19 protein-coding genes and 1 pseudogene are annotated in these 19,350 nt (G+C 70.6%); 18 read left to right on the top strand and 2 right to left on the bottom strand.

The window, feature by feature from the left end; all coding sequences use genetic code 11:
- Positions 1 to 187: 187 nt before the first annotated feature.
- Positions 188 to 1,720, bottom strand: a complete 1,533-nt coding sequence (locus HD557_RS23995) for a PucR family transcriptional regulator (RefSeq protein WP_196875734.1) — start codon at positions 1,718 to 1,720, stop codon at positions 188 to 190.
- 198 nt (positions 1,721 to 1,918) lie between these two features.
- On the opposite strand from HD557_RS23995, the gene HD557_RS23990 reads away from it, so the two are divergent.
- From HD557_RS23990 to HD557_RS23930, 13 genes are all read left to right on the top strand, one after another.
- Positions 1,919 to 2,740 carry a hydroxypyruvate isomerase family protein gene (locus HD557_RS23990; protein ID WP_196875733.1) on the top strand — a complete coding sequence of 274 codons (822 nt, stop codon included), beginning with the start codon at positions 1,919 to 1,921 and terminating at the stop codon, positions 2,738 to 2,740.
- Between the two features lie 34 nt (positions 2,741 to 2,774).
- Positions 2,775 to 3,668, top strand: a complete 894-nt coding sequence (locus HD557_RS23985) for a 2-hydroxy-3-oxopropionate reductase (RefSeq protein ID WP_196875732.1) — start codon at positions 2,775 to 2,777, stop codon at positions 3,666 to 3,668.
- A 1-nt stretch (position 3,669) separates the two neighbouring features.
- Positions 3,670 to 5,445, top strand: a complete 1,776-nt coding sequence (gcl, locus tag HD557_RS23980; RefSeq protein ID WP_231380438.1) for a glyoxylate carboligase — start codon at positions 3,670 to 3,672, stop codon at positions 5,443 to 5,445.
- A gap of 3 nt (positions 5,446 to 5,448) precedes the next feature.
- A complete protein-coding gene (locus tag HD557_RS23975) occupies positions 5,449 to 6,579 on the top strand; it encodes a glycerate kinase (RefSeq protein ID WP_196875731.1) in 1,131 nt (376 codons plus the stop codon).
- A gap of 79 nt (positions 6,580 to 6,658) precedes the next feature.
- Positions 6,659 to 7,543, top strand: a complete 885-nt coding sequence (locus HD557_RS23970) for a fumarylacetoacetate hydrolase family protein (RefSeq protein ID WP_196875730.1) — start codon at positions 6,659 to 6,661, stop codon at positions 7,541 to 7,543.
- Positions 7,540 to 8,892 (top strand): allantoinase AllB, encoded by a 1,353-nt coding sequence (gene allB, locus HD557_RS23965; RefSeq protein WP_196875729.1) that lies wholly within the window; start codon positions 7,540 to 7,542, stop codon positions 8,890 to 8,892. The genes HD557_RS23970 and allB overlap by 4 nt, the downstream gene beginning before the upstream one ends.
- Entirely contained in the window at positions 8,889 to 9,722 is an 834-nt protein-coding gene (locus HD557_RS23960; RefSeq protein ID WP_196875728.1) for a bifunctional allantoicase/(S)-ureidoglycine aminohydrolase, read from the top strand. Before allB ends, HD557_RS23960 begins: the two co-directional genes overlap by 4 nt.
- Complete coding sequence (locus HD557_RS23955) at positions 9,722 to 10,456, top strand: SDR family oxidoreductase (RefSeq protein WP_196875727.1); 735 nt, start codon at positions 9,722 to 9,724, stop codon at positions 10,454 to 10,456. The genes HD557_RS23960 and HD557_RS23955 overlap by 1 nt, the downstream gene beginning before the upstream one ends.
- Before the next feature lie 85 nt (positions 10,457 to 10,541).
- Positions 10,542 to 11,216, top strand: coding sequence for a response regulator transcription factor (locus tag HD557_RS23950; protein ID WP_196875726.1), 675 nt, complete (start codon positions 10,542 to 10,544; stop codon positions 11,214 to 11,216).
- 58 nt (positions 11,217 to 11,274) lie between these two features.
- Positions 11,275 to 12,186, top strand: coding sequence for a LysR family transcriptional regulator (locus HD557_RS23945; RefSeq protein ID WP_307785696.1), 912 nt, complete (start codon positions 11,275 to 11,277; stop codon positions 12,184 to 12,186).
- A gap of 10 nt (positions 12,187 to 12,196) precedes the next feature.
- On the top strand, positions 12,197 to 12,919 hold the full coding sequence (locus HD557_RS23940) for an SDR family oxidoreductase (RefSeq protein ID WP_008364280.1): 723 nt from the start codon (positions 12,197 to 12,199) through the stop codon (positions 12,917 to 12,919).
- Positions 12,920 to 13,082: 163 nt separating this feature from the next.
- Complete coding sequence (locus tag HD557_RS23935; protein WP_008364279.1) at positions 13,083 to 15,089, top strand: FAD-dependent oxidoreductase; 2,007 nt, start codon at positions 13,083 to 13,085, stop codon at positions 15,087 to 15,089.
- Positions 15,086 to 16,321 carry an SAM-dependent methyltransferase gene (locus HD557_RS23930; RefSeq protein ID WP_196875725.1) on the top strand — a complete coding sequence of 412 codons (1,236 nt, stop codon included), beginning with the start codon at positions 15,086 to 15,088 and terminating at the stop codon, positions 16,319 to 16,321. The genes HD557_RS23935 and HD557_RS23930 overlap by 4 nt, the downstream gene beginning before the upstream one ends.
- Before the next feature lie 390 nt (positions 16,322 to 16,711).
- Here HD557_RS23930 and HD557_RS23925 read toward each other — a convergent pair whose 3' ends face one another.
- On the bottom strand, positions 16,712 to 16,933 hold the full coding sequence (locus HD557_RS23925) for a hypothetical protein (RefSeq protein ID WP_196875724.1): 222 nt from the start codon (positions 16,931 to 16,933) through the stop codon (positions 16,712 to 16,714).
- 199 nt (positions 16,934 to 17,132) lie between these two features.
- On the opposite strand from HD557_RS23925, the pseudogene HD557_RS29130 reads away from it, so the two are divergent.
- From HD557_RS29130 to HD557_RS23905, 5 genes and pseudogenes are all read left to right on the top strand, one after another.
- Positions 17,133 to 17,303 (top strand): annotated as a pseudogene (locus HD557_RS29130) (TetR/AcrR family transcriptional regulator); the annotation flags it as partial.
- Between the two features lie 404 nt (positions 17,304 to 17,707).
- Positions 17,708 to 17,833, top strand: coding sequence for a hypothetical protein (locus HD557_RS29125; protein ID WP_307785750.1), 126 nt, complete (start codon positions 17,708 to 17,710; stop codon positions 17,831 to 17,833).
- Positions 17,834 to 18,343: 510 nt separating this feature from the next.
- Positions 18,344 to 18,595, top strand: a complete 252-nt coding sequence (locus tag HD557_RS23915) for a hypothetical protein (RefSeq protein WP_196875723.1) — start codon at positions 18,344 to 18,346, stop codon at positions 18,593 to 18,595.
- The gene (locus HD557_RS23910) at positions 18,592 to 18,957 is read left to right on the top strand and encodes a hypothetical protein (RefSeq protein ID WP_196875722.1); all 366 of its coding nucleotides are present in this window, start codon (positions 18,592 to 18,594) and stop codon (positions 18,955 to 18,957) included. The genes HD557_RS23915 and HD557_RS23910 overlap by 4 nt, the downstream gene beginning before the upstream one ends.
- A 75-nt stretch (positions 18,958 to 19,032) precedes the next feature.
- The gene (locus HD557_RS23905) at positions 19,033 to 19,311 is read left to right on the top strand and encodes a hypothetical protein (protein WP_196875721.1); all 279 of its coding nucleotides are present in this window, start codon (positions 19,033 to 19,035) and stop codon (positions 19,309 to 19,311) included.
- Positions 19,312 to 19,350: the final 39 nt, after the last annotated feature.

Raw genomic sequence — 19,350 nt, 5'->3', positions numbered from 1 at the left:
GCCTTTGTGTGATGCTCCAGAATGGCGCGCGGCTGGTTTCGTAGCCGTTTCTGCGGCGTGAATCTCCGCGCCGGGATGCGTGTAACACGCTGTTCGTAGCACTATCCGGTCGTTCCAATAGGGCGAGTAGTACTACGAACGACGTGTTACACCGCCGGCCGGCCAGCGCGCGTTTCGATCAGATAGGTCACAGCGATCTGAGGGCCAGAAACACGTCGACGCGGTCCTCCATCGTGGTCAGGTCACGGCCGGTCAGCTCCTCGACCCGGGAGATCCGGTAGCGCACGCTGTTGACGTGGAGATGGAGCGACTCCGCGGTGCGCGTCCACGACCCGGCGTACGTCAGGAACCGCTCGAGCGTCGGCACCAGATCGCTCCCGGTGCGCTGGTCGTGCTCGAGGACGGGGCCGAGGACGCGCTGGGCGTAGGTGCGGCGGATGTCGTCGGGGACGGTGGCGAGCAGCAGGACGTGGGAGGTGACCTCCTCCGAGCTGGACAGCGCCACTGCGCCACCGCCGGAGCGGGCGACCCGGTGCGCGAACCGGGCCTCCTCGAGCGCGCCGGCGAGTGCCTCGATCCCGCTCTCGCCGCTCAGTCCCACCGACAGGGACCCGCGGACCAGCGCCGGCCCCAGCCGGGTGAGCGAGCGGCGCAGCTGGTCGGTGAGGTCCGGGCGGGCGGGGAGGAAGGCGACCGCGCAGCCGTCGCGGGCGCTCGCGACGACGGATGGTCCGAGGCCGAGGGCCACGTCCTCGAGCACCGCGGCCACCGCGTCGGGCGGACCGCCCGGCCCGAGCTCGGCGACGGCGAGAACGAGTGGACGCTTGGGGTCGATCCCGGACTGGCGCAGCCCGGCCGCGATCTCGGCAGGTGTGGCACCGGCCTCGAGGTGGGCGAGGGTCGCGGCCGCGAGGGGCCGCCGGACGCGGAATCCCTCGTCGCGCCGGGAGCGGTCCAGGGCGGTGATGGCCCCGAACTCGTGGACCATGTCGAGGTCCTCCCGTGGCCAGGTGGTGTGGTCGCCCTCGACCACCACGGTCCAGCCGGTGACGCGGTCGGCCAGGCCCGATCCGACCGGGAACAGGGAGTAGCTGCGATCACCCACCTCGGCCACGGCCGGCAGCAGGTCGGCGGTCAGGAAGCGGCGGGTGAGCGCGTCGACGGTCTCGGGATCGAGCTCGCCCGGGCCGGGGACGACATGTCGGCCGCTCGCAGTGAGCACCCGGCACGCATGGCCGATCTCGGAGGCCACCCGGGCGGCCAGCTCGTCGAGGCTGCGGCCCGAGGCGATGGCGGAGAGGAGCTGGCGCTGGCGGGCCAGGCTGGCCGACATCCGGGCGCTCTCGCCGGCGGCGCCGGCGGCCGCGACGTACTCGGTCACGTCGGCGAACGCCACGTCTCCGGGGACCTCGACCAGGGCGACCTGGTGACGGCGGCAGGCCTCGACGAGATCGTCGGGCACCGCGCCGAGGAGCGCGGCGCCGGCCAGCAGGCAGGTCGCGCCGCCGTCGGCGATCGAGGACACGAAGGTCTCGCTGTCGTCGGGCTGGCGACGCCAGACGAGGCCGGTCAGGACGAGCTCGCCGCCGTTCAGATAGCGGCCGGGCTCGAGCAGGTCGATCGTGATCGTGCGGCCCACCGGACGCTCCAGCGAGCCCTCGGGCGCGTGCAGGAGCCGCAGCCCCAGGCTGGGCGTCTCCAACAGCTCTGCAAGTAGCACGGGTGCCTCCACGGTCCGCCGGTCCGAAGCCGCGTCTTGGAGGAACGTACAACGCCTGCGTACGTGCGTGCGAGGCCCGTTGTCGTTTCTTCATCAGTTTGCGGCCCGGGAACCGGCCAGGGTTGACGTGACTCCGCTCACATCCTTATATTTCGAATGTCAGAAATCAAATTCCGCATTACGGAAGGAATGGTGAGAATGTCCCACCAGCTCCGCTACGAGGTGAACTGCTCGATCCTGTTCACCGAGCTCCCGCTCCTCGAGCGCCCCGCGGCGGTGAAGGCCGCCGGCTTCGACGCGGTGGAGTTCTGGTGGCCGTTCGCCGAGGCCGTGCCGTCCGACAATGACGTGGACGCCTTCGTCGCCGCCGTGCAGGACGCCGGGGTGCACCTGGTCGGCCTCAACTTCTTCGCCGGCGACATGCCCGCCGGTGACCGCGGTCTGGTCTCGTGGCCGGCCCGGTCGGCGGAGTTCCGCGACAACATCGACGTCACCATCGGCATCGGCGAGCGCCTCGGCTGCACCGCGTTCAACGCGCTCTACGGCAACCGCATCGAGGGCACCGACCCCGAGGCGCAGGACGAGCTCGGCGCCGAGAACCTCGCGCTGGCCGCCCGGGCCGCGGCCCGCATCGGCGGCACCGTGCTGGTCGAGCCGGTCAGCGGCGCCGACCGCTATCCGCTGCTCACCGCCGCCGACGCGGTGGCCGCGATCGACCGAGCCGGCGAGCCCAACGTCGGCCTGCTCGCCGACCTCTACCACCTCGCCGTGAACGGCGATGACGTCGACGCGGTGATCGCTGCGTACGCCGCACGGATCGCGCACGTCCAGATCGCCGACGCCCCGGGCCGCAACGAGCCCGGCAGCGGCGACCTTCCGCTCGAGCGGCAGCTCGCCGCCCTCGAGGCGGCCGGCTACACCGGGTGGGTCGGGCTGGAGTACAAGCCCGCCACGACCTCCGCCGAGAGCTTCGACTGGCTGCCGCGCGAGCGCCGCAGCGCCGCGACAGCCACCCGCTGACACGCCCCCTGACCATCCAGCAGGAGAGAACATCATGACCAACATCGCATTCATCGGCCTCGGCATCATGGGCAACCCGATGGCCGTCCACCTGGCCGAGGCCGGCCACACCGTCGCCGGCTACGACCACTCGACCGAGCGGGCGAAGGTCCTCGTCGAGGCGGGCGGCCGGGCCGCCGAGTCCACCGCCGACGCCTGCCGCGACGCCGAGGTCGTCTGCGTCATGGTGCCGGACTCGCCCCACGTCGAGGAGGTCCTCGCGGCCGAGGGCGGCGTCTTCGAGAGCGCCCCGACCGGCGCGCTGATCATCGACTTCTCCAGCATCCGGCCCGACGTGACCACGGCGCTCGCCGAGCAGGCCACCGCCCGCGGCTTCCGCATCCTCGACGCCCCGGTCTCCGGTGGCGAGGCCGGCGCGAAGAACGCGGCCCTCTCGATCATGGTCGGCGGCTCGGCCGACGACTTCGCCACCGCGAAGCCGCTCTTCGACGCGGTCGGCAAGACCATCGTCCACGTCGGCCCGAGCGGCGCCGGCCAGACGGTCAAGGCGGCCAACCAGCTCATCGTCGCCGCCAACATCCAGGCGCTCTCCGAGGCGGTCGTCTTCCTCGAGGCGTATGGCGTGGACACCAAGGCTGCCCTCGAGGTGCTCGGCGGCGGGCTCGCCGGCTCGGCCGTTCTCAACCAGAAGAAGGAGAACATGCTGACCCGCTCCTTCCAGCCCGGCTTCCGGATCGACCTGCACCACAAGGACATGGGGATCGTCACCGCCGCCGCCCGCGAGGCCGGCGTGGTGGTCCCGCTCGGCTCCCTGGTCGCCCAGCTGATGGCGAGCGCGCGGGCCAACGGCGACGGCGGCCTGGACCACTCGGCCCTGCTGCGGGGCGTCGAGCGGCTGAGCGGCTCCGTCACGAAGGGGGAGAACTGACATGGCACGCATGCGCGCGGTCGACGCCGCCGTCCTGATCTTGGAGAAGGAGGGCGCGACCCAGCTGTTCGGCCTCCCGGGTGCCGCGATCAACCCGTTCTACAGCGCGATGCGCAAGCACGGCGGGCTCCAGCATGTGCTCGCCCGCCACGTCGAGGCGGCCTCCCACATGGCCGAGGGCTACACCCGGGCCAAGGCCGGCAACATCGGCGTCTGCATCGGCACCTCCGGTCCCGCCGGCACCGACATGATCACCGGCCTCTACTCGGCCTCCGCCGACTCGATCCCGATCCTGTGCATCACCGGTCAGGCGCCGGTCGCGAAGCTCCACAAGGAGGACTTCCAGGCCGTCGACATCGCCGCCATCGCCGGGCCGCTCACCAAGATGGCGGTCACCGTGATGGAGCCCGCCCAGGTCCCCGGCACCTTCCAGAAGGCCTTCCGGCTGATGCGCGAGGGCCGTCCCGGCCCGGTCCTGATCGACCTACCGCTCGACGTCCAGCTGGCCGAGATCGACTTCGACATCGAGACGTACGAGCCCCTGCCGATCGCCCGGCCGACGGCCAGCCGTGCCCAGGCGGAGAAGGCGCTCACGATGATGCTGGCCGCCGAGCGGCCGCTGATCGTCGCGGGCGGAGGCGTGATCAACGCCGACGCCGCCGACCTGCTGGTCGAGCTCGCCGAGGTCACCGGCGTCCCGGTCGTCCCGACGCTGATGGGCTGGGGCACGATCCCGGACGACCACGCGCTCAACGCGGGCATGGTCGGTCTGCAGACGTCGCACCGCTACGGCAACGCGACCATGCTGGCCAGCGACTTCGTCCTCGGCATCGGCAACCGCTGGGCCAACCGCCACACCGGCTCGGTCGAGACGTACACCCGGGGACGTACGTTCGTGCACATCGACATCGAGCCGACCCAGATCGGCCGCGTCTTCGCGCCGGACTACTCGATCGTCTCCGACGCCCGCGCGGCGCTCGAGGTGCTCGTCGAGGTCGCCCGGGAGTGGGCGGGCGCGGGCCGGATCCCGAGCCGTACGGCCTGGGCCGAGGAGTGCGCCGAGCGCAAGCGGACCCTGCACCGCAAGACCCACTTCGACAACGTCCCGATCAAGCCGCAGCGGGTCTACGAGGAGATGAACCGCGCCTTCGGCGCCGACACCCGGTACGTCACCACGATCGGCCTGTCCCAGATCCAGGCCGCGCAGCTGCTGCACGTCTACCAGCCGCGGCACTGGATCAACGCAGGTCAGGCGGGCCCGCTCGGCTGGACCCTGCCGGCGGCCCTCGGCGTCGCGACCGCCGTCCCCGACGGCCAGGTCGTCGCGCTCTCGGGCGACTACGACTTCCAGTTCCTGATCGAGGAGCTGGCGGTCGGCGCCCAGTTCAACATCCCCTACATCCACGTCGTCGTGAACAACTCCTACCTCGGCCTGATCCGCCAGGCCCAGCGCGGGTTCGAGATGGACTACTGCGTCCAGCTCGCCTTCGACAACGTCAACAGCCCCGAGGTCGACGGCTACGGCGTCGACCACCTCAAGGTCGCCGAGGGCCTGGGCTGCAAGGCGATCCGAGTCACCGACCCGAGCGATCTGGGTGCCGCCTTCGAGAAGGCCAAGGCGCTTCAGGCGGAGTATCGGGTCCCGGTGCTGATCGAGGTCATCCTCGAGCGCGTCACCAACGTCTCGATGGGCGTCGAGATCGACGGTGTCGTCGAGTTCGAGGAGCTCGCCGAGCGTGGTGAGCACGCCCCGACCGCGCTCGTCCCGCTGGACTGACTCATGGTCAGAGTCCTGGTCGCCTCCGACAAGTTCAAGGGATCGCTCACCGCCGCCGAGGTCGCGGCGGCGGTGAGCGCCGGGATGCGCCGGGGGCGTCCCGGTGTGGTCGTCGACGCGATCCCGGTCGCCGACGGCGGCGACGGCACCCTCGCGGCGGCCGAGTCCGCCGGCTTCACGCTGGTGCCGGTGACCGTGACCGGACCGACCGGGTCGCCGGTCGAGACGGCGTACGCCCGGCGCGATGACGTCGCGGTCGTGGAGCTCGCCGATGCGGCCGGGCTCGCCCGGCTGCCGGGGGCGCCCGATCCACTGGGCGCCTCCAGCCTCGGGGCCGGCCAGGTGATGGCGGCCGCGATCGATGCCGGCTGTCGCCGGGTGGTGCTCGGCATCGGCGGCAGTGCCAGCACCGACGGGGGAGCGGGTCTGCTCCGCGGGCTCGGTGCCCGGCTGCTCACCGCGGCCGACGCGCCGGTGCCCGACGGCGGAGCCGGCCTGGAGCAGGCGGCCCGGCTCGACCTCGCCGAGCTCCGCCGTCGGGTCGAGGGGGTCGAGATCACCGTCGCCTGCGACGTCGACAACCCGCTCACCGGCCCCCGCGGCGCGGCCGCGGTCTACGGGCCGCAGAAGGGTGCCGATCCCGACCAGGTACGCCGCCTCGACGCCGCGCTCGCGCACTGGGCCGACGTCGTCGCAGAGGCGACCGGTGCCGATCGCCGGGATCATCCGGGCGCCGGGGCTGCAGGCGGGGTCGGCTTCGCCGCCGTCGCCCTCCTCGGCGCCGAGCTCCGCTCGGGGATCGACCTCGTGCTCGAGCTGGTCGGCTTCGCCGCGGCACTGGACGGCGCGACCCTCGTCGTCACCGGGGAGGGGGCGCTCGACGAGCAGACCCTGCACGGCAAGGCCCCGGCCGGCGTCGCCGCCACGGCTGCCCGCGCCGGCGTCCCGGTCGTGGCGGTCTGCGGGGTCAACCACCTGGACCACGACCGGCTGCGGGCGGCCGGGATCGGGGCGGCGTACGCCCTGGTGGACGTCGAGCCCGACCGGCAGCGCTGCCTGACCGACGCAGCGGCTCTGCTCGAGCAGATCGCCGAGCGGATCGCCGTCGGAATGCTCACCGAGGTAACTCGGTGAGCGCGCACCTACCTCGTGGAGTTCAACGAGGGAACAGCAACCAGACCGAGATACCTCGGTCGACATCCGAGGAGGCGACATGAGACTGCTGAGCGTGGGACCGCCGGGGCAGGAACGCCCCGTCGCTCTCGACGACCACGACATCCTGCGCGACCTGTCGGCTGTCGTACCGGCGATCGACGGGAACCTGCTGGGCGACCCCGAGCGGCTCGCCTCGGTCAGAGCGGCAGTCGCATCAGGCCGCCTTCCGAGAGTCCCCGACGACACCCGGATCGGACCGCCGGTGGCAAGACCGGGCAAGGTCGTCGGGGTCGGGCTCAACTACGAGGACCATGCCGAGGAGGCCGGGGTCGCGATCCCGGAGGAGCCGGTGGTCTTCCTCAAGCCGTCGACGACGGTCGTGGGGCCTCACGACGAGATCGAGCTGCCACCCGGGTCGACGATGACCGACTACGAGGTCGAGCTGGGCGTCGTGGTCGGGCGCCGGCTCTCCCGGTGCCGCGATCCGCGGCAGGCGCTGGCCGCGGTCGGTGGCTATCTGACGGCCGACGACGTCAGCGAGCGGGCACGGATCGCGGCCGGGCCGACCTGGGCGAAGGGGAAGTGCGCCGACACCTTCACGCCCATCGGTCCGTGGCTGGTCACACCCGACGCCGTGGGCGACCCGCAGGACCTCGGCCTGCAGCTGTGGGTCGACGGCGAGCTGCGACAGCACGGAACGACCGCCCGGATGGCCTACGGCGTCGGTGAGGTCCTCGCCTTCCTCAGTACGCTGATGACACTCGAACCCGGCGACCTGGTGCTGACCGGGACGCCTGGCGGGGTCGCAGCGTTGCGGCCCGAGCCCCGGCCCTTCCTGCGGGAGGGGCACGTGGTGGAGGCCGAGGTGACTGGCCTCGGGCGCCAGCGTACGCGGGTGGTGGCAGTCGAAGAGGCAGTCGATGAGGCAGAGGTGAAGGTGTGAGTCGAGATCTCGATGTCGTCATCCGCGCGGCGCGGATGGTGACCCCGGACGGTGAGACAGCAGGCAGCGTCGGCATCAGCGACGGGCGGATCGTCGCGGTCGAGCCGGGGGACCTGACCGCGGACCGCGTGGTCGAGCTCGCCGACGACGAGGTGCTGATGCCGGGCGTCGTCGACGCCCATGTGCACGTCAACGACCCCGGCCGGACTGAGTGGGAGGGCTTCGCCTCCGCGACCCGGGCCGCGGCCGCGGGTGGGGTCACCACCATCGTCGACATGCCGCTCAACAGCATCCCGCCCACCTGCGACCTTCCGGCGCTCGACCTCAAGCGCAAGACCGCCGCCAGCCAGGCCTTCGTCGACGTCGGCTTCTGGGGCGGTGCCATCCCGGGCAACGTCGCCGAGCTGCGACCCCTGCACGAGGCGGGCGTCTCCGGCTTCAAGTGCTTTCTGCTGCACTCGGGCGTCGACGAGTTCCCGCCGCTCGACGCCGAGCAGCTCGAGCAGGCGATGCGCGAGATCCATTCCTTCGACGGCCTGCTGATCGTGCACGCCGAGGACGCCCACGCGATCGAGCACGCGCCGGCGGCGGACGGCGGGGCGTACGAGCGATTCCTGCACAGCCGCCCGCGGGGCGCCGAGAACCTGGCCATCGCCCAGGTGATCGAGCTGGCCCGGTGGACCGGCTGCCGCGTCCACATCCTGCACGTCTCCAGCTCCGACGTGCTCGCCATGCTGGCCTCGGCCCGTCGCGACGGGGTCCCGATCACGGCCGAGACCTGCCCCCACTACCTGACCTTCGCCGCGGAGGAGATCCCGGACGGTGCGACGCAGTACAAATGCTGCCCGCCGATCCGGGAGGCGGCCAACCGCGAGCTGCTCTGGCAGGGCCTGCGCGACGGCGTCATCGACATGGTCGTCACCGACCACTCGCCCTCGACGCCGGACCTGAAGGCCCTCGACACCGGCGACTTCGGCGTCGCCTGGGGCGGCATCTCCTCGCTCCAGCTCGGCCTGGCGGCGGTCTGGACCGAGGCCCGGGCCCGTGGCTTCGCCCTCACCGACATCGCCCGCTGGATGTCTGCGGCCCCCGCCCGTCATGCCGGGCTGACCAGCAAGGGGCAGATCGCGGTCGGCCACGACGCCGACTTCGCCGTCCTCGCCCCCGACGACACCTTCGTCGTCGACGCCGCGCGGCTCCATCACAAGAACGCCGTCACGCCCTACCACGGCCGCGCCCTCGCAGGTGTTGTCCGTCAGACCTGGCTGCGCGGCGAGAAGATCGACATCGAGGCCGCGCCCCAGGGCCGGCTGCTCAGCAGAGTCACCACCGAAGGAGCCCGACCATGAGCGAACCTCGCTACTACGCCCCGACCGGCGGCCACCCGTCGCAGCGGGAGCTGACCACCGACCGGGCGGTCTTCACCGAGGCGTACGCCGTGCTCCCCCGTGGCACCATGCGCGACATCGTCACCAGCAAGCTCCCGTTCTGGGAGGGCACCCGGCTGTGGGTGATCGCCCGGCCGCTCTCGGGCTTCGCCGAGACGTTCTCCCAGTACATCGTCGAGGTCTCGCCCGGCGGCGGCAGCGACAAGCCCGAGCTCGACCCCGTCGCCGAGGGTGTCCTGTTCGTGGTCGAGGGTGCCCTGACGCTCTCGATCGAGGGCGAGAAGCACGACCTCGCCCCGGGCGGCTACGCGTTCCTGCCGCCCGGCTCCGCCTGGACGCTCCACAACACCAGCGACCAGGTCGCCCGCTTCCATTGGATCCGGAAGGCCTACCAGCGGGTCGAGGGCATCGACGTACCGGAGCCGTTCGTCACCAACGAGGTCGACGTGCCCGGCGGCGAGATGCCCGGCACCAACGGCGCCTGGAAGACGCAGCGCTTCGTCGACCCCGATGACGTACGCCACGACATGCACGTCAACATCGTCAGCTTCGAGCCCGGCGGCGCGATCCCGTTCCCGGAGACGCACGTGATGGAGCACGGGCTCTACGTCCTCGAGGGCAAGGCCGTCTACCTGCTCAACAAGGACTGGGTGGAGGTGCAGGAGGGCGACTTCATGTGGCTGCGCGCCTTCTGTCCGCAGGCCTGCTACGCCGGTGGACCCGGCCGGTTTCGCTACCTGCTCTACAAGGACGTCAACCGGCACGCGGTCCTCTCGCGGCAGTTCGGCTGATGCCCGTCGCGGTCGTCACCGGCGCCGGCTCGGGCCTGGGCAGGGTGATCGCCCAGGCCTTGGACGGGGCCGGCTTCCAGGTCGCGCTGCTCGGGCGGACCAAGGCCTCGCTCGAGGAGACCGCGTCGGTGATGGCGCGGTCCCTCGTGCTGCCGACCGACGTCGCCGACGCGGCTCAGGTGGAGGCGGCGTTCGCCGCCGTCGTCGGGATGTGGGGCCGCGTGGACCTGTTGGTCAACAACGCCGGCACCTTCGGCCCGAGCGGGGATCCCGACGAGGTCGCGCCGCAGGAGTTCGCGGCGACGCTGGCCGTCAATGTCACCGGCTCCTTCCTGTGCGCCCGCGAGGCGTTCGCGCAGATGAAGCGGCAGGAGCCGCGCGGCGGGCGGATCATCAACAACGGCTCGATCTCCGCCCACGTACCCCGCCCCGGCAGCGCGGCCTACACCACCTCCAAGCACGCGATCACCGGCCTCACCCGCTCGCTCGCCCTCGACGGCCGGGCCCACGACATCGCGGTCGGCCAGATCGACATCGGCAACGCGGCCACCGACATGACCGCGGGCATCGCCGTCGGCGCCCGTCAGGCCGACGGCGCCGTACGCCCCGAGCCCACCTTCGACCCCCAGCACGTCGCCGACGCCGTGGTCGCCATGGCCCAGCTGCCGCTCGGCGTCAGCGTGCCCACGATGACCATCCTCGCGACCGGGATGCCGTACGCCGGCCGCGGCTGACGACACGGCCCCGCTTCGTACCCCTGAAATGGGTTAGAACAGCCGTTCGGGTCCGCCAGCCTCTCCGGTCTGAGATCGTCAGCTCATGTCGATGTCAGGACCGGTGCGCGTAGCCGTGGTCAGCCCGCAGGAAGTCGTCGAACGCGGAATCACCTCGATGCTCGACGACTACCCCGACCGCGTGGTCGTGACCGCCCTTCCGTCCGCCCGCAGCGACACGACCGGCTTCGACCTGATCGTGTACGACACCTACGGCCTGTTCCTCGACGGTGAGCGTGAACTCGCCCACCTGCTGCACGAGACCGATGCGAAGGTGCTGATCTACAGCCGAGACCTCCGCCCCGACCTGCACGCCCAGGCCTACGCACTGGGCGCCAGGGCCTGGATCTCGATGAGCGCGGACGCCGCCGAGCTCGTACGCAGCATCGAACGCACCGCCGCCGGCGAGCCGATCAACGAGCCCCCGAGCGACCGGCAAGGCGCCGCAGCCGGGCTCACGGTCCGGGAGATCGAGGTCCTCAAGCTGATCACCCAGGGGCTGCCCAACCAGGAGATCGCGAAGAGGCTCGCCATGAGCGGAAACACGCTCAAGAGCCACATCCGGCGGGCCTACCGAAAGATCCATGTCACCACTCGCAGCCAGGCGGTCAGCTGGGCGATCGCCCACGGTCTCACCCCGCCCGTCGAACCTCCTCGAATCTCGCCCGCACCGAAGGGTCCGCCACCTCCGCGGAAGGAGATGGAGGGCTCTTCGGCCTAGGTCAGCCGCCGCTGGTGATCGAGGAGGCGAGGCTGGCCGTGTTTGAGAACATTCCGGTGTGAGCGAGTTGAGCCTGCGGCGCGTGGAGTACTTCGTGGTCGTGGCTGCGGAGCTGAACTTCGGCCGTGCCGCCGAGCGCCTGCATGTCACCCAGCCGGTCCTCAGCCGTCAGATCGCGCTCCTGGAGCGGGAGCTGGGGGTGCCTCTGTTCGAGCGATCCAGCAGGGGTACCTCCCTCACCGAAGCCGGCCGCGAGCTGCTTCCGGACGCGCAGGCGATGCTGCAGTCCGCGGCGGCTCTTCAGCGACGCGGCCGGCAAGCCGCGCGCGGAACCCAGCGTCTGGTGGTCGGGTTCATGCCCGGCCTGCTGGCCACCCCGATCCTGCAGGGACTGCGCGCCGCGTTCCCGGCCCTCGAGGTCAGCACGGTGCGCACCAGCTGGGACGACCAGGTCGAGACCATCCTCGACGGCCGCGTGGACCTGGGCCTTGTGCGTCTGCCGGTACCGACCCGCGGACTGACCGTGCAGCCGCTGTTCGCCGAGCACCGACTGGCAGTGCTGCCGCGTACGCATCCGTTGGCCGACCGCGGCGCGCTCGACATGGACGCCGTGGCCGAGCTCGAGCTGCTGCAGTCGCCGGACGCCGTACCGGAGTGGCGTGAAGCGCGTCTCCGGAGAGGTCTGCCCGTATCCGTGGCGCCGAGCTATCCCCACGAGGTCGAGGTGAAGCTGGAGCAGGTCGCCCTCGGGCTCGGCGTCGCGTTCCTGCCTGCCTCCACCGCACGGTTCTACTCCCGGCCCGACGTGATCGCGAAAGAGGTCACCGGTCTCGGGCCGAGCGAGGTGGGTGTCGCCTGGGCGGCGCGACGTCGCTCGGAACCGTTGACGCGGGCGGTCGAGCTGGCTCATGCCCTGCGGACATCGCTGACGACGGAAAGGGTCTTGGACGAGGCGCCCGGGTCACACTGATCCTGGATACGTGACCATCTCCACCTCTTCCCGCATCGTTCTCATCGGCGCCACCAGCGGCATCGGCCTGGCCATCGCCCGGCGTGCCGCCGAGTCCGGCGCCGCCGTGACCATCGCCTCGCGCCGACCTGAGTCCATCGAGCGCGCGCTGGGGCAGCTCCCCGCCGGCGTCGTCGGTCGCGCCGTCGATGCCAGCTCGAGCCACGCCGTGGCCGGCTTCTTCGACGAGATCGGCGAGTTCGACCACTTCGCCTACACCGCCGCGGAGAACCTCACCGGCTTCCCGATGGCGGACTACACCGTCGAGAGCGCCCAGCAGTTCTTCGCGCTGCGGCTCTTCCACATGCTCGATGCCGTACGCCTCGCCGTTCCGCACCTGACCGCACACGGTTCCATCACGCTCATGAGCGGCACCGCCGCGTTCAAGGGCGGCCCCGGCTGGACCCTCGGCACCGCCGTCTCCGGAGCCGTCGTCTCGGCGGCCCGCAGCCTCGCCGTCGAGCTCGCGCCGCTACGCGTGAACGTCGTCGCCCCCGGCGTCGTCCGCTCTCCGCTGTGGTCGCAGATGAGCGAGGAGGACCGCGAAGGCATGTACGCCAGCCTGTCCGCATCACTGCCGCTGAAGCGCGTGGGCGAGCCCGACGACGTCGCCAAGGCCTTCCTCGCCCTCATGGACCAGGACTACGTCACCGGCACCGTCTCCGTCGTCGACGGCGGAACGCTCATCTCCTAGTCCGCGGGCAGCGAGCGCTGGGGGAGAGGCCGGCGTAGCCGCCATCGAGCTCATCGACGGCGAAAAAGTCGACCTGAAGACGAAATCCGATTCGCCTCGGGGACCGAAGACCCGGTGACGGCGCCTCTGCGCCGGTCGTCCCTTCGACCCCCGAGGAGCCCGGATGAGCAGCCCCGATCCCGAACGCCGTCGGATCGCAGTGGTGGGCAGCGGCGTCGCGGGCCTGACCGCGGCGTACATCGCGTCCCTGCACGGAGCGGTCACCCTCTACGAGGCCGACGACAGGCTGGGCGGCCACGCCGACACCCACCGCGTGACCACGCCGGACGGGAGTGAGCTGGCGATCGACACCGGGTTCATCGTGCACAACCGGCGTACGTATCCGACGCTGCTGCGTCTCTTCGCCGAGCTGGACGTGCCGACCCAGGTCTCGGAGATGTCGATGTCGGTGCGGTCTGAGGCCGCGGGCGTCGAGTACGCGGGCGCGCGCGGGATCCGCGGGGTGCTGCCGGGCCGGCGGGCGCTGCGGCCGGCGCACCTGCGGATGCTCGCCGAGATCCCGCGGTTCCATCGCGCCGCCCGGGCGCTGCTGGCCGGTGACGAGCCCGACGACCGTACGCTCGGGGCCTTCCTGGACGAGCACGGGTTCACCCTGCACTTCCGCCGCCACTTCATGGCACCGCTGGTCGCCGCGGTGTGGTCGTGCGACCCGGCGACGGCGCTGAGCTACCCGGCTCGCTACCTCTTCGAGTTCCTCAGCCACCACGGCATGCTGCAGGTCTTCGGCTCGCCGCGCTGGCGCACGGTCACCGGCGGTTCGGCGACGTACGTCCAGAGGGTCGCCGCCGCGATCCGTGACCGCGGCGGCCGGGTGCTGACCTCGACGAAGGTGGTCACCGTGGTCGAGACCGGTGCGGGTGTCGAGATCACCGACGGCAACGGGACCACCGAGGTCTTCGACGCCGCCGTGCTGGCGACCCACCCCGGGCAGTCGCTGGCGATGCTCGGCGAGCCGACGGCGGCCCAGCGGGAGATCCTGGGTGGGTTCCCGTACTCCGCCAACCAGGCCCAGCTGCACACCGACACCAGCCTGCTGCCGGCCGGCGAGCACGTCCGGTCCTCGTGGAACTACCTGGAGCGGCCGGGCAGCGGTCAGGTCACGGTCACCTACGACCTGACCCGGTTGATGCGGCTCCCGGCTCCCGGCGGCGTACGTCACCTGGTCACGCTCGGTGGGGCCGACCTGATCGATCCGGAGAAGGTCATCGCCACCATGGAGTACGAGCACCCGCTCTACACCCCGGAGTCGGTCGCCGCTCAACAGCGTGCCGACGAGCTGGACTCGGACGTGCTGGTCTTCGCCGGCGCCTGGCGTGGCTGGGGGTTCCACGAGGACGGCGCTCGCTCCGGTGCCCGGGCGGCCGAGCGGCTGGGGCTGCGGTGGACGAAGCCCACGAAGCAGCGCCGGGAGCCGGCGACCGGTGTCTACCGCACCACGATCAGCCACACCCGGCGGGGACCGCTGCGGAACCGGTTCGTGCACCGCTCCCACTGGCAGGTGGTCGACCTGGACCGGCTGCCCGATCTCGGGCCCCTGGGCCGCTTCGAGGCCCGCGACCATCTCGGCGACCCCGAGCTCTCGATCCGGGAGAACCTCGCCGCGTTCCTGAAGCTCCACGACATCGACCTGGCCGACGCGCGGGTGCTGATGGCGGCCCAGCCGAGGGCCTTCGGCTTCTCCTTCAACCCGATCAGCGTCTACTGGTGCACGGCAGCCTCCGGGGAGCCGCTGGCCACCGTCGTCGAGGTGCACAACACCTACGGCGACCGGCACGCCTACCTCGTCCGCCCCGACGAGCGGCACCGGGCACAGGTCGCGAAGGCGATGTACGTCTCGCCGTTCCACGGCGTCGACGGCCACTACGACCTCACCGTGCCGCCACCCGACGGGCGGCTCGCGGTCGCCGTCCGGCTGACCACCCAGGACGGGACCGTCTTCGACGCCGTCGTGCGCGGCGTCCGGGTCGAACCGCGCTTCGGGGCCACCCTCCGTTCCGCTCCTGCCGCGCTGCTCGGCGCGGCCTGGATCCGCCTCCACGGCATCGCGCTGTGGCTACGACGCCTGCCGGTGCACAGCCGGCCGCTGCACCATCAAGAAGGAGTCCGATGAACACCGTCGAAGCACCCGTCGCCCCGGCCGTGGAGGACCGCTGGCCGATGCTGGAGGAGGCGCCCACCGGCCTGGTGACCCGAGGCGCCGCGGCCGCCGCGGCGGCCCTGTTCCGGGCCGCCACGAAGCGGCTCGGCATCAGCGTGAGCGAGGACGGTGGCCCGGCCGACATCGTGCTGCACCGGCCCGAGGAGTTCTACGCCAGGATCAGCCGGCACGGTCTGATCGGCTTCGGGGAGGCATACCTGACCGGAGCCTGGGACGCTCCCGAGCTGGGCGAGACGCTGACCGTGCTGTGCCGCGACGTCAGGGACCTGCTGCCCGGATGGGCGCAGAAGGCGGGCGCGGTCTACGAGCGTCGTCGCGGCGCCACCGACCTGAACACCCCCGAGAACGCGCGCGAGCACATCGGGCACCACTACGACCTCTCCAACGCCTTCTTCGCGCTCTTCCTCGACCCGACGATGAGCTACTCCTCGGCGCTGTTCTCCTCGCTTCCCTCCACCGAGGACCTGGCGATCGCGCAGCACCGCAAGATCGACCGGATCCTCGACGAGGCCGGGGTCGGCGCGGGCACCCGGCTGCTCGAGATCGGCACCGGCTGGGGCGAGCTCGCCCTGCGGGCCGCTGCCCGGGGCGCCCAGGTCACCACGGTGACCCTCTCCGTCGAGCAGGCCGACCTGGCGCGGCGCCGGATCGGCGCGGCCGGTCTGGCCCATCGGGTGGACGTGGAGCTGCGCGACTACCGGGCCGTCGACGGGACGTACGACGCGGTGGTCTCGGTCGAGATGATCGAGGCCGTGGGCGAGCGGTTCTGGCCGGTCTACTTCGCGAAGATCGACGAGGTCCTGGCCCCGGGCGGCACTGCGGTGATCCAGGCGATCACCATGCCGCACGACCGGATGCTCGCCACCCGCAACATCGAGACCTGGATCACCAAGTACATCTTCCCCGGCGGCCTGCTGCCCTCGACCGAGGCGATCACCGCTGCCACCGAGGCGCACACCCGGCTCCGGATGCGCAGCCGGCTCTCCTTCGGCCCGCACTACGCCGAGACGCTGCGGCGCTGGGACCTCGCCGTACGCGACCGGGCCGACGAGGTCAGGGCGCTCGGCTTCGACGAGACCTTCCTGCGGATGTGGCACTTCTACCTGGAGTACTCCCGGGCCGGGTTCGCGGCGGGTTACATCGACGTCCAGCAGCTCACCTTCACCCGCGACGAGGCTCGTTGATCCGCGACCTGCTCCTCGAGACGGAACCGTCCTTCCCACCGCCGGAGCGCGTGTCCGGTCATCTCGATGTGATGGACTTCCTCTTCAGTGACAGACTGGGTCTTGCTCGCCGAGAAGTAGAGCGGGACGCCTGCCGCCCAACCGTCGGTGGGCTCCGTCAGACGGCTTCCCACAGCAAGAACTGCCATTCCGCCTGTGATCACTTAACGCCGATCGAACACGAAGTCCCTCACGGCAAGTCACGAGCTTCGCGTGCCGTACTCGCGGGACGCCATAGACCTGCTGGATCGACCCTCGCGTCGAACTGATCAGGAATTGAGAGGTCGGAGTTCGGGGCCGGATTGGCTACCGGCAAATGAACCGGCTGCGAGTCCTCCGGGCGGTTGGCACCTAGAGCCCGCGAGAATCGGGCCTTGGCCTCCGCGTCGCCTGCGCCAAGGCAGTGTCGAGCATGGCCTGCATATGCGGCCGCGGCTCCCGAGCCGACCCCGCTTGCTCCCAGGTGGAGATCGTGCGGGCCGGTACGCCCAGAAGCTCGGCGAAATCGCGCACGCTGAGGCGCAGCGCCACTCTTCGCAGCAGCCGCGCTTCCGCCCCGGTCCAGGTGTCCATCTCTGGCACCACACCAGGTCCGAGTACCGAAAGGCAGGGTAAGGGCGACGGAAGGGCGACACCTGGACGTTACTGCGAGCCCGAACCTTGAGGAGGCTTGAGAACGACACCCGGCAGCGGCCAGAACGAACGAGTCGCTGGTGCCGGGGTCCGCAAAAAGGAAGACCCGCCATCCCATTCAGACAGTCTCGGGAGCATCGTGAGCCCACCACCAATCGGTCCTCGACGCCGCCGGCCAGGTCGGCCGCGTCTCGTTTCTGACCAGTTTCCGGGGTTGCCACGCGAGCAGGTCCTCGAAGCAGCGGCTCGGCTGTTCACCACCAAGGGATACGCGGCCACCTCGACCCGGGAGATCGCTGACGCGGTCGGGATCAGGCAGGCGTCGCTCTACTACTACTACTTCGCTGGGAAGGGCGAGATCGTGACTGAGCTGTTGAGTCAGACGATCCGGCCGGCCGTGGAGGCCGTGGCTCGTATCGAGTCGCTGGCCGATGATCCGGAGACGGCGCTGTACCTCCTGGCGCTCACCGACGTACGGACCTTGGCGCGAGCACCCCACAATGTCGTGTCGCTCCATCGTGCGGCCGACGTCGCCCAGGTAGGGGTTCGACAAGTTCGTCGCGGCCCGCGACGAGCTGGCGGGCACGTACGCCCGTCTGATTGCCGCAATCGCCGGACCCGAGCTGTTGGACCCGATTGGGGGGATCCGTCTGGGCCAGAAGCTGGTCCATTCCGTGGAGGAGGGTCATCGAGATCCGGGCCGCTGGCGGCCTGGTGGATACCAATGAAGCCGCCTGGATCGCGTCGTCGTGTCTGCGGCTGTGCGGCGTCGGTGAGGCCCGTATCGAGGTGGTCGCGAAGACCGCCGACACCCTCCTGGACCAGCTCGACGGCATCTAGGACCGAAGAACCCGAGGACGTCCGGGGCTGGCTGCCCAGTATCGCCACTGGCCGGCGTGAGGGTCGTACGAAGTTGCTTCGCGCTCTACTGGAGGCATCGATCGCCGAGCAGCAGAGTAGATCCGGGCGGCGGGGAGGTTCGTCTCCAAAGGAGCACGACCGCTCGGTCTATTTCTCGACCCAGAGCGGTGAGGGCTCGGACTCCTCGACCTCCGGCTACCGCGACGAGGTCGTCCACGTCCAGGTGCCTGGGTCTTGGACCGAGACCGGGCATGCCCAGTCGGGCGAGGAGTCCCCCCAACGGCGAGCAGCGCTACCGCATCGACGCCCGGCTCCTCGGGCTCAAGCACCTCCGTAGCCATATACCCCCAGAGTGATTTCGCCCACATGGGCCTGGCGCCGTTAGGATCCGGCTCAAGGATCGTGCCGTTGGCCAGAACTACAGGCGCGGAATTACACCCGCAACCGCCCGGCACGTGTCATTCTTGCGACATAGGGGGATGGCTGACGATGACTCAGCCTTCGAAAAAGGGACCGGACAAGCGACGGCCCCGGCATCCGATCAAGGAACTGGAAGCACTGCTCAAGAGCCTGGAGGAACAGGGCTGGGTGGTGGAGAAGGGGAGCAAGTACTACCGGGCTAAATGCCCGTGCGAGGAGAAGGCGATGAAGTCGATTCACCTGACCCCCTCGAACCCGCACTACCTGCTGAACACGAGGAAGAAGTTGGCACGAGACACCTGCTGGAAGGATGACCTGTGAACCGTTATGGGCTCGACATGGCCTTCCTGATCTCCAGCGAGGCCGACACAGACGTTGTCGAAAAGCACCTGTGGGCAGTCCTCGACCACCTGCACGAACTTGACGGCGTCATCGACCCGGATCTGCTGGCTCATCTCGGCAAGGGCCAGAACGACGCCAAGGTCGTCTACACGATGTTTGTGGACGCCAAGACCCCGCCAGAGGCGCTCAACGCCGGCCTCGTGGCGGTGCGGACCGCTGTGCATGCCTGCGAGGGCTCCACCACTGGCTGGGAGGACCTGTTCCGTACCGGAGAGCAGACAGTCCGGCCTACCGATGCGGAAGATCTCGACGGCGATCTCGCGGGAGCCTGTGAGGCATAAGCCCGTACCCAGTCTGGGGGAGACCTCGGCCGGTTCCCGGAGTCGCTGACGGCGCGGATCCTTACGGTTCGCGGCATGCGCAACGAGAAGATGAACCTGCCCCCGACCGACACCGGCTACATTATGGCCTTGCTGGTCTTCGGACTCGTCGGCAGTGGCTTCGGAGTGGGCCTGATGAACTACTCGGACAGCACCGGCTCCATCGTCGTGGGCGCTCTCTTCGTGGGCATCTGCGGCGTGGCCCTCTCGGTCGGGACCATCGCCGCCGGAGTCGCCGTCGGCATCGGCGTCCTGCCGGGGAAGACTTCCCCGCAGCCCAGCGCCCGCGCGCCGAAGATCTCCGACGGTGCCTGAACGGACTTCTACCGCTCTCCTCGGCCTCGGGGCCAGGAT

Source organism: Nocardioides luteus, assembly GCF_015752315.1.
Classification (GTDB): domain Bacteria; phylum Actinomycetota; class Actinomycetes; order Propionibacteriales; family Nocardioidaceae; genus Nocardioides.
The sequence above is the reverse complement of the archived record's forward strand: the minus strand, read 5'-3'. Positions and strand labels throughout refer to the sequence as shown.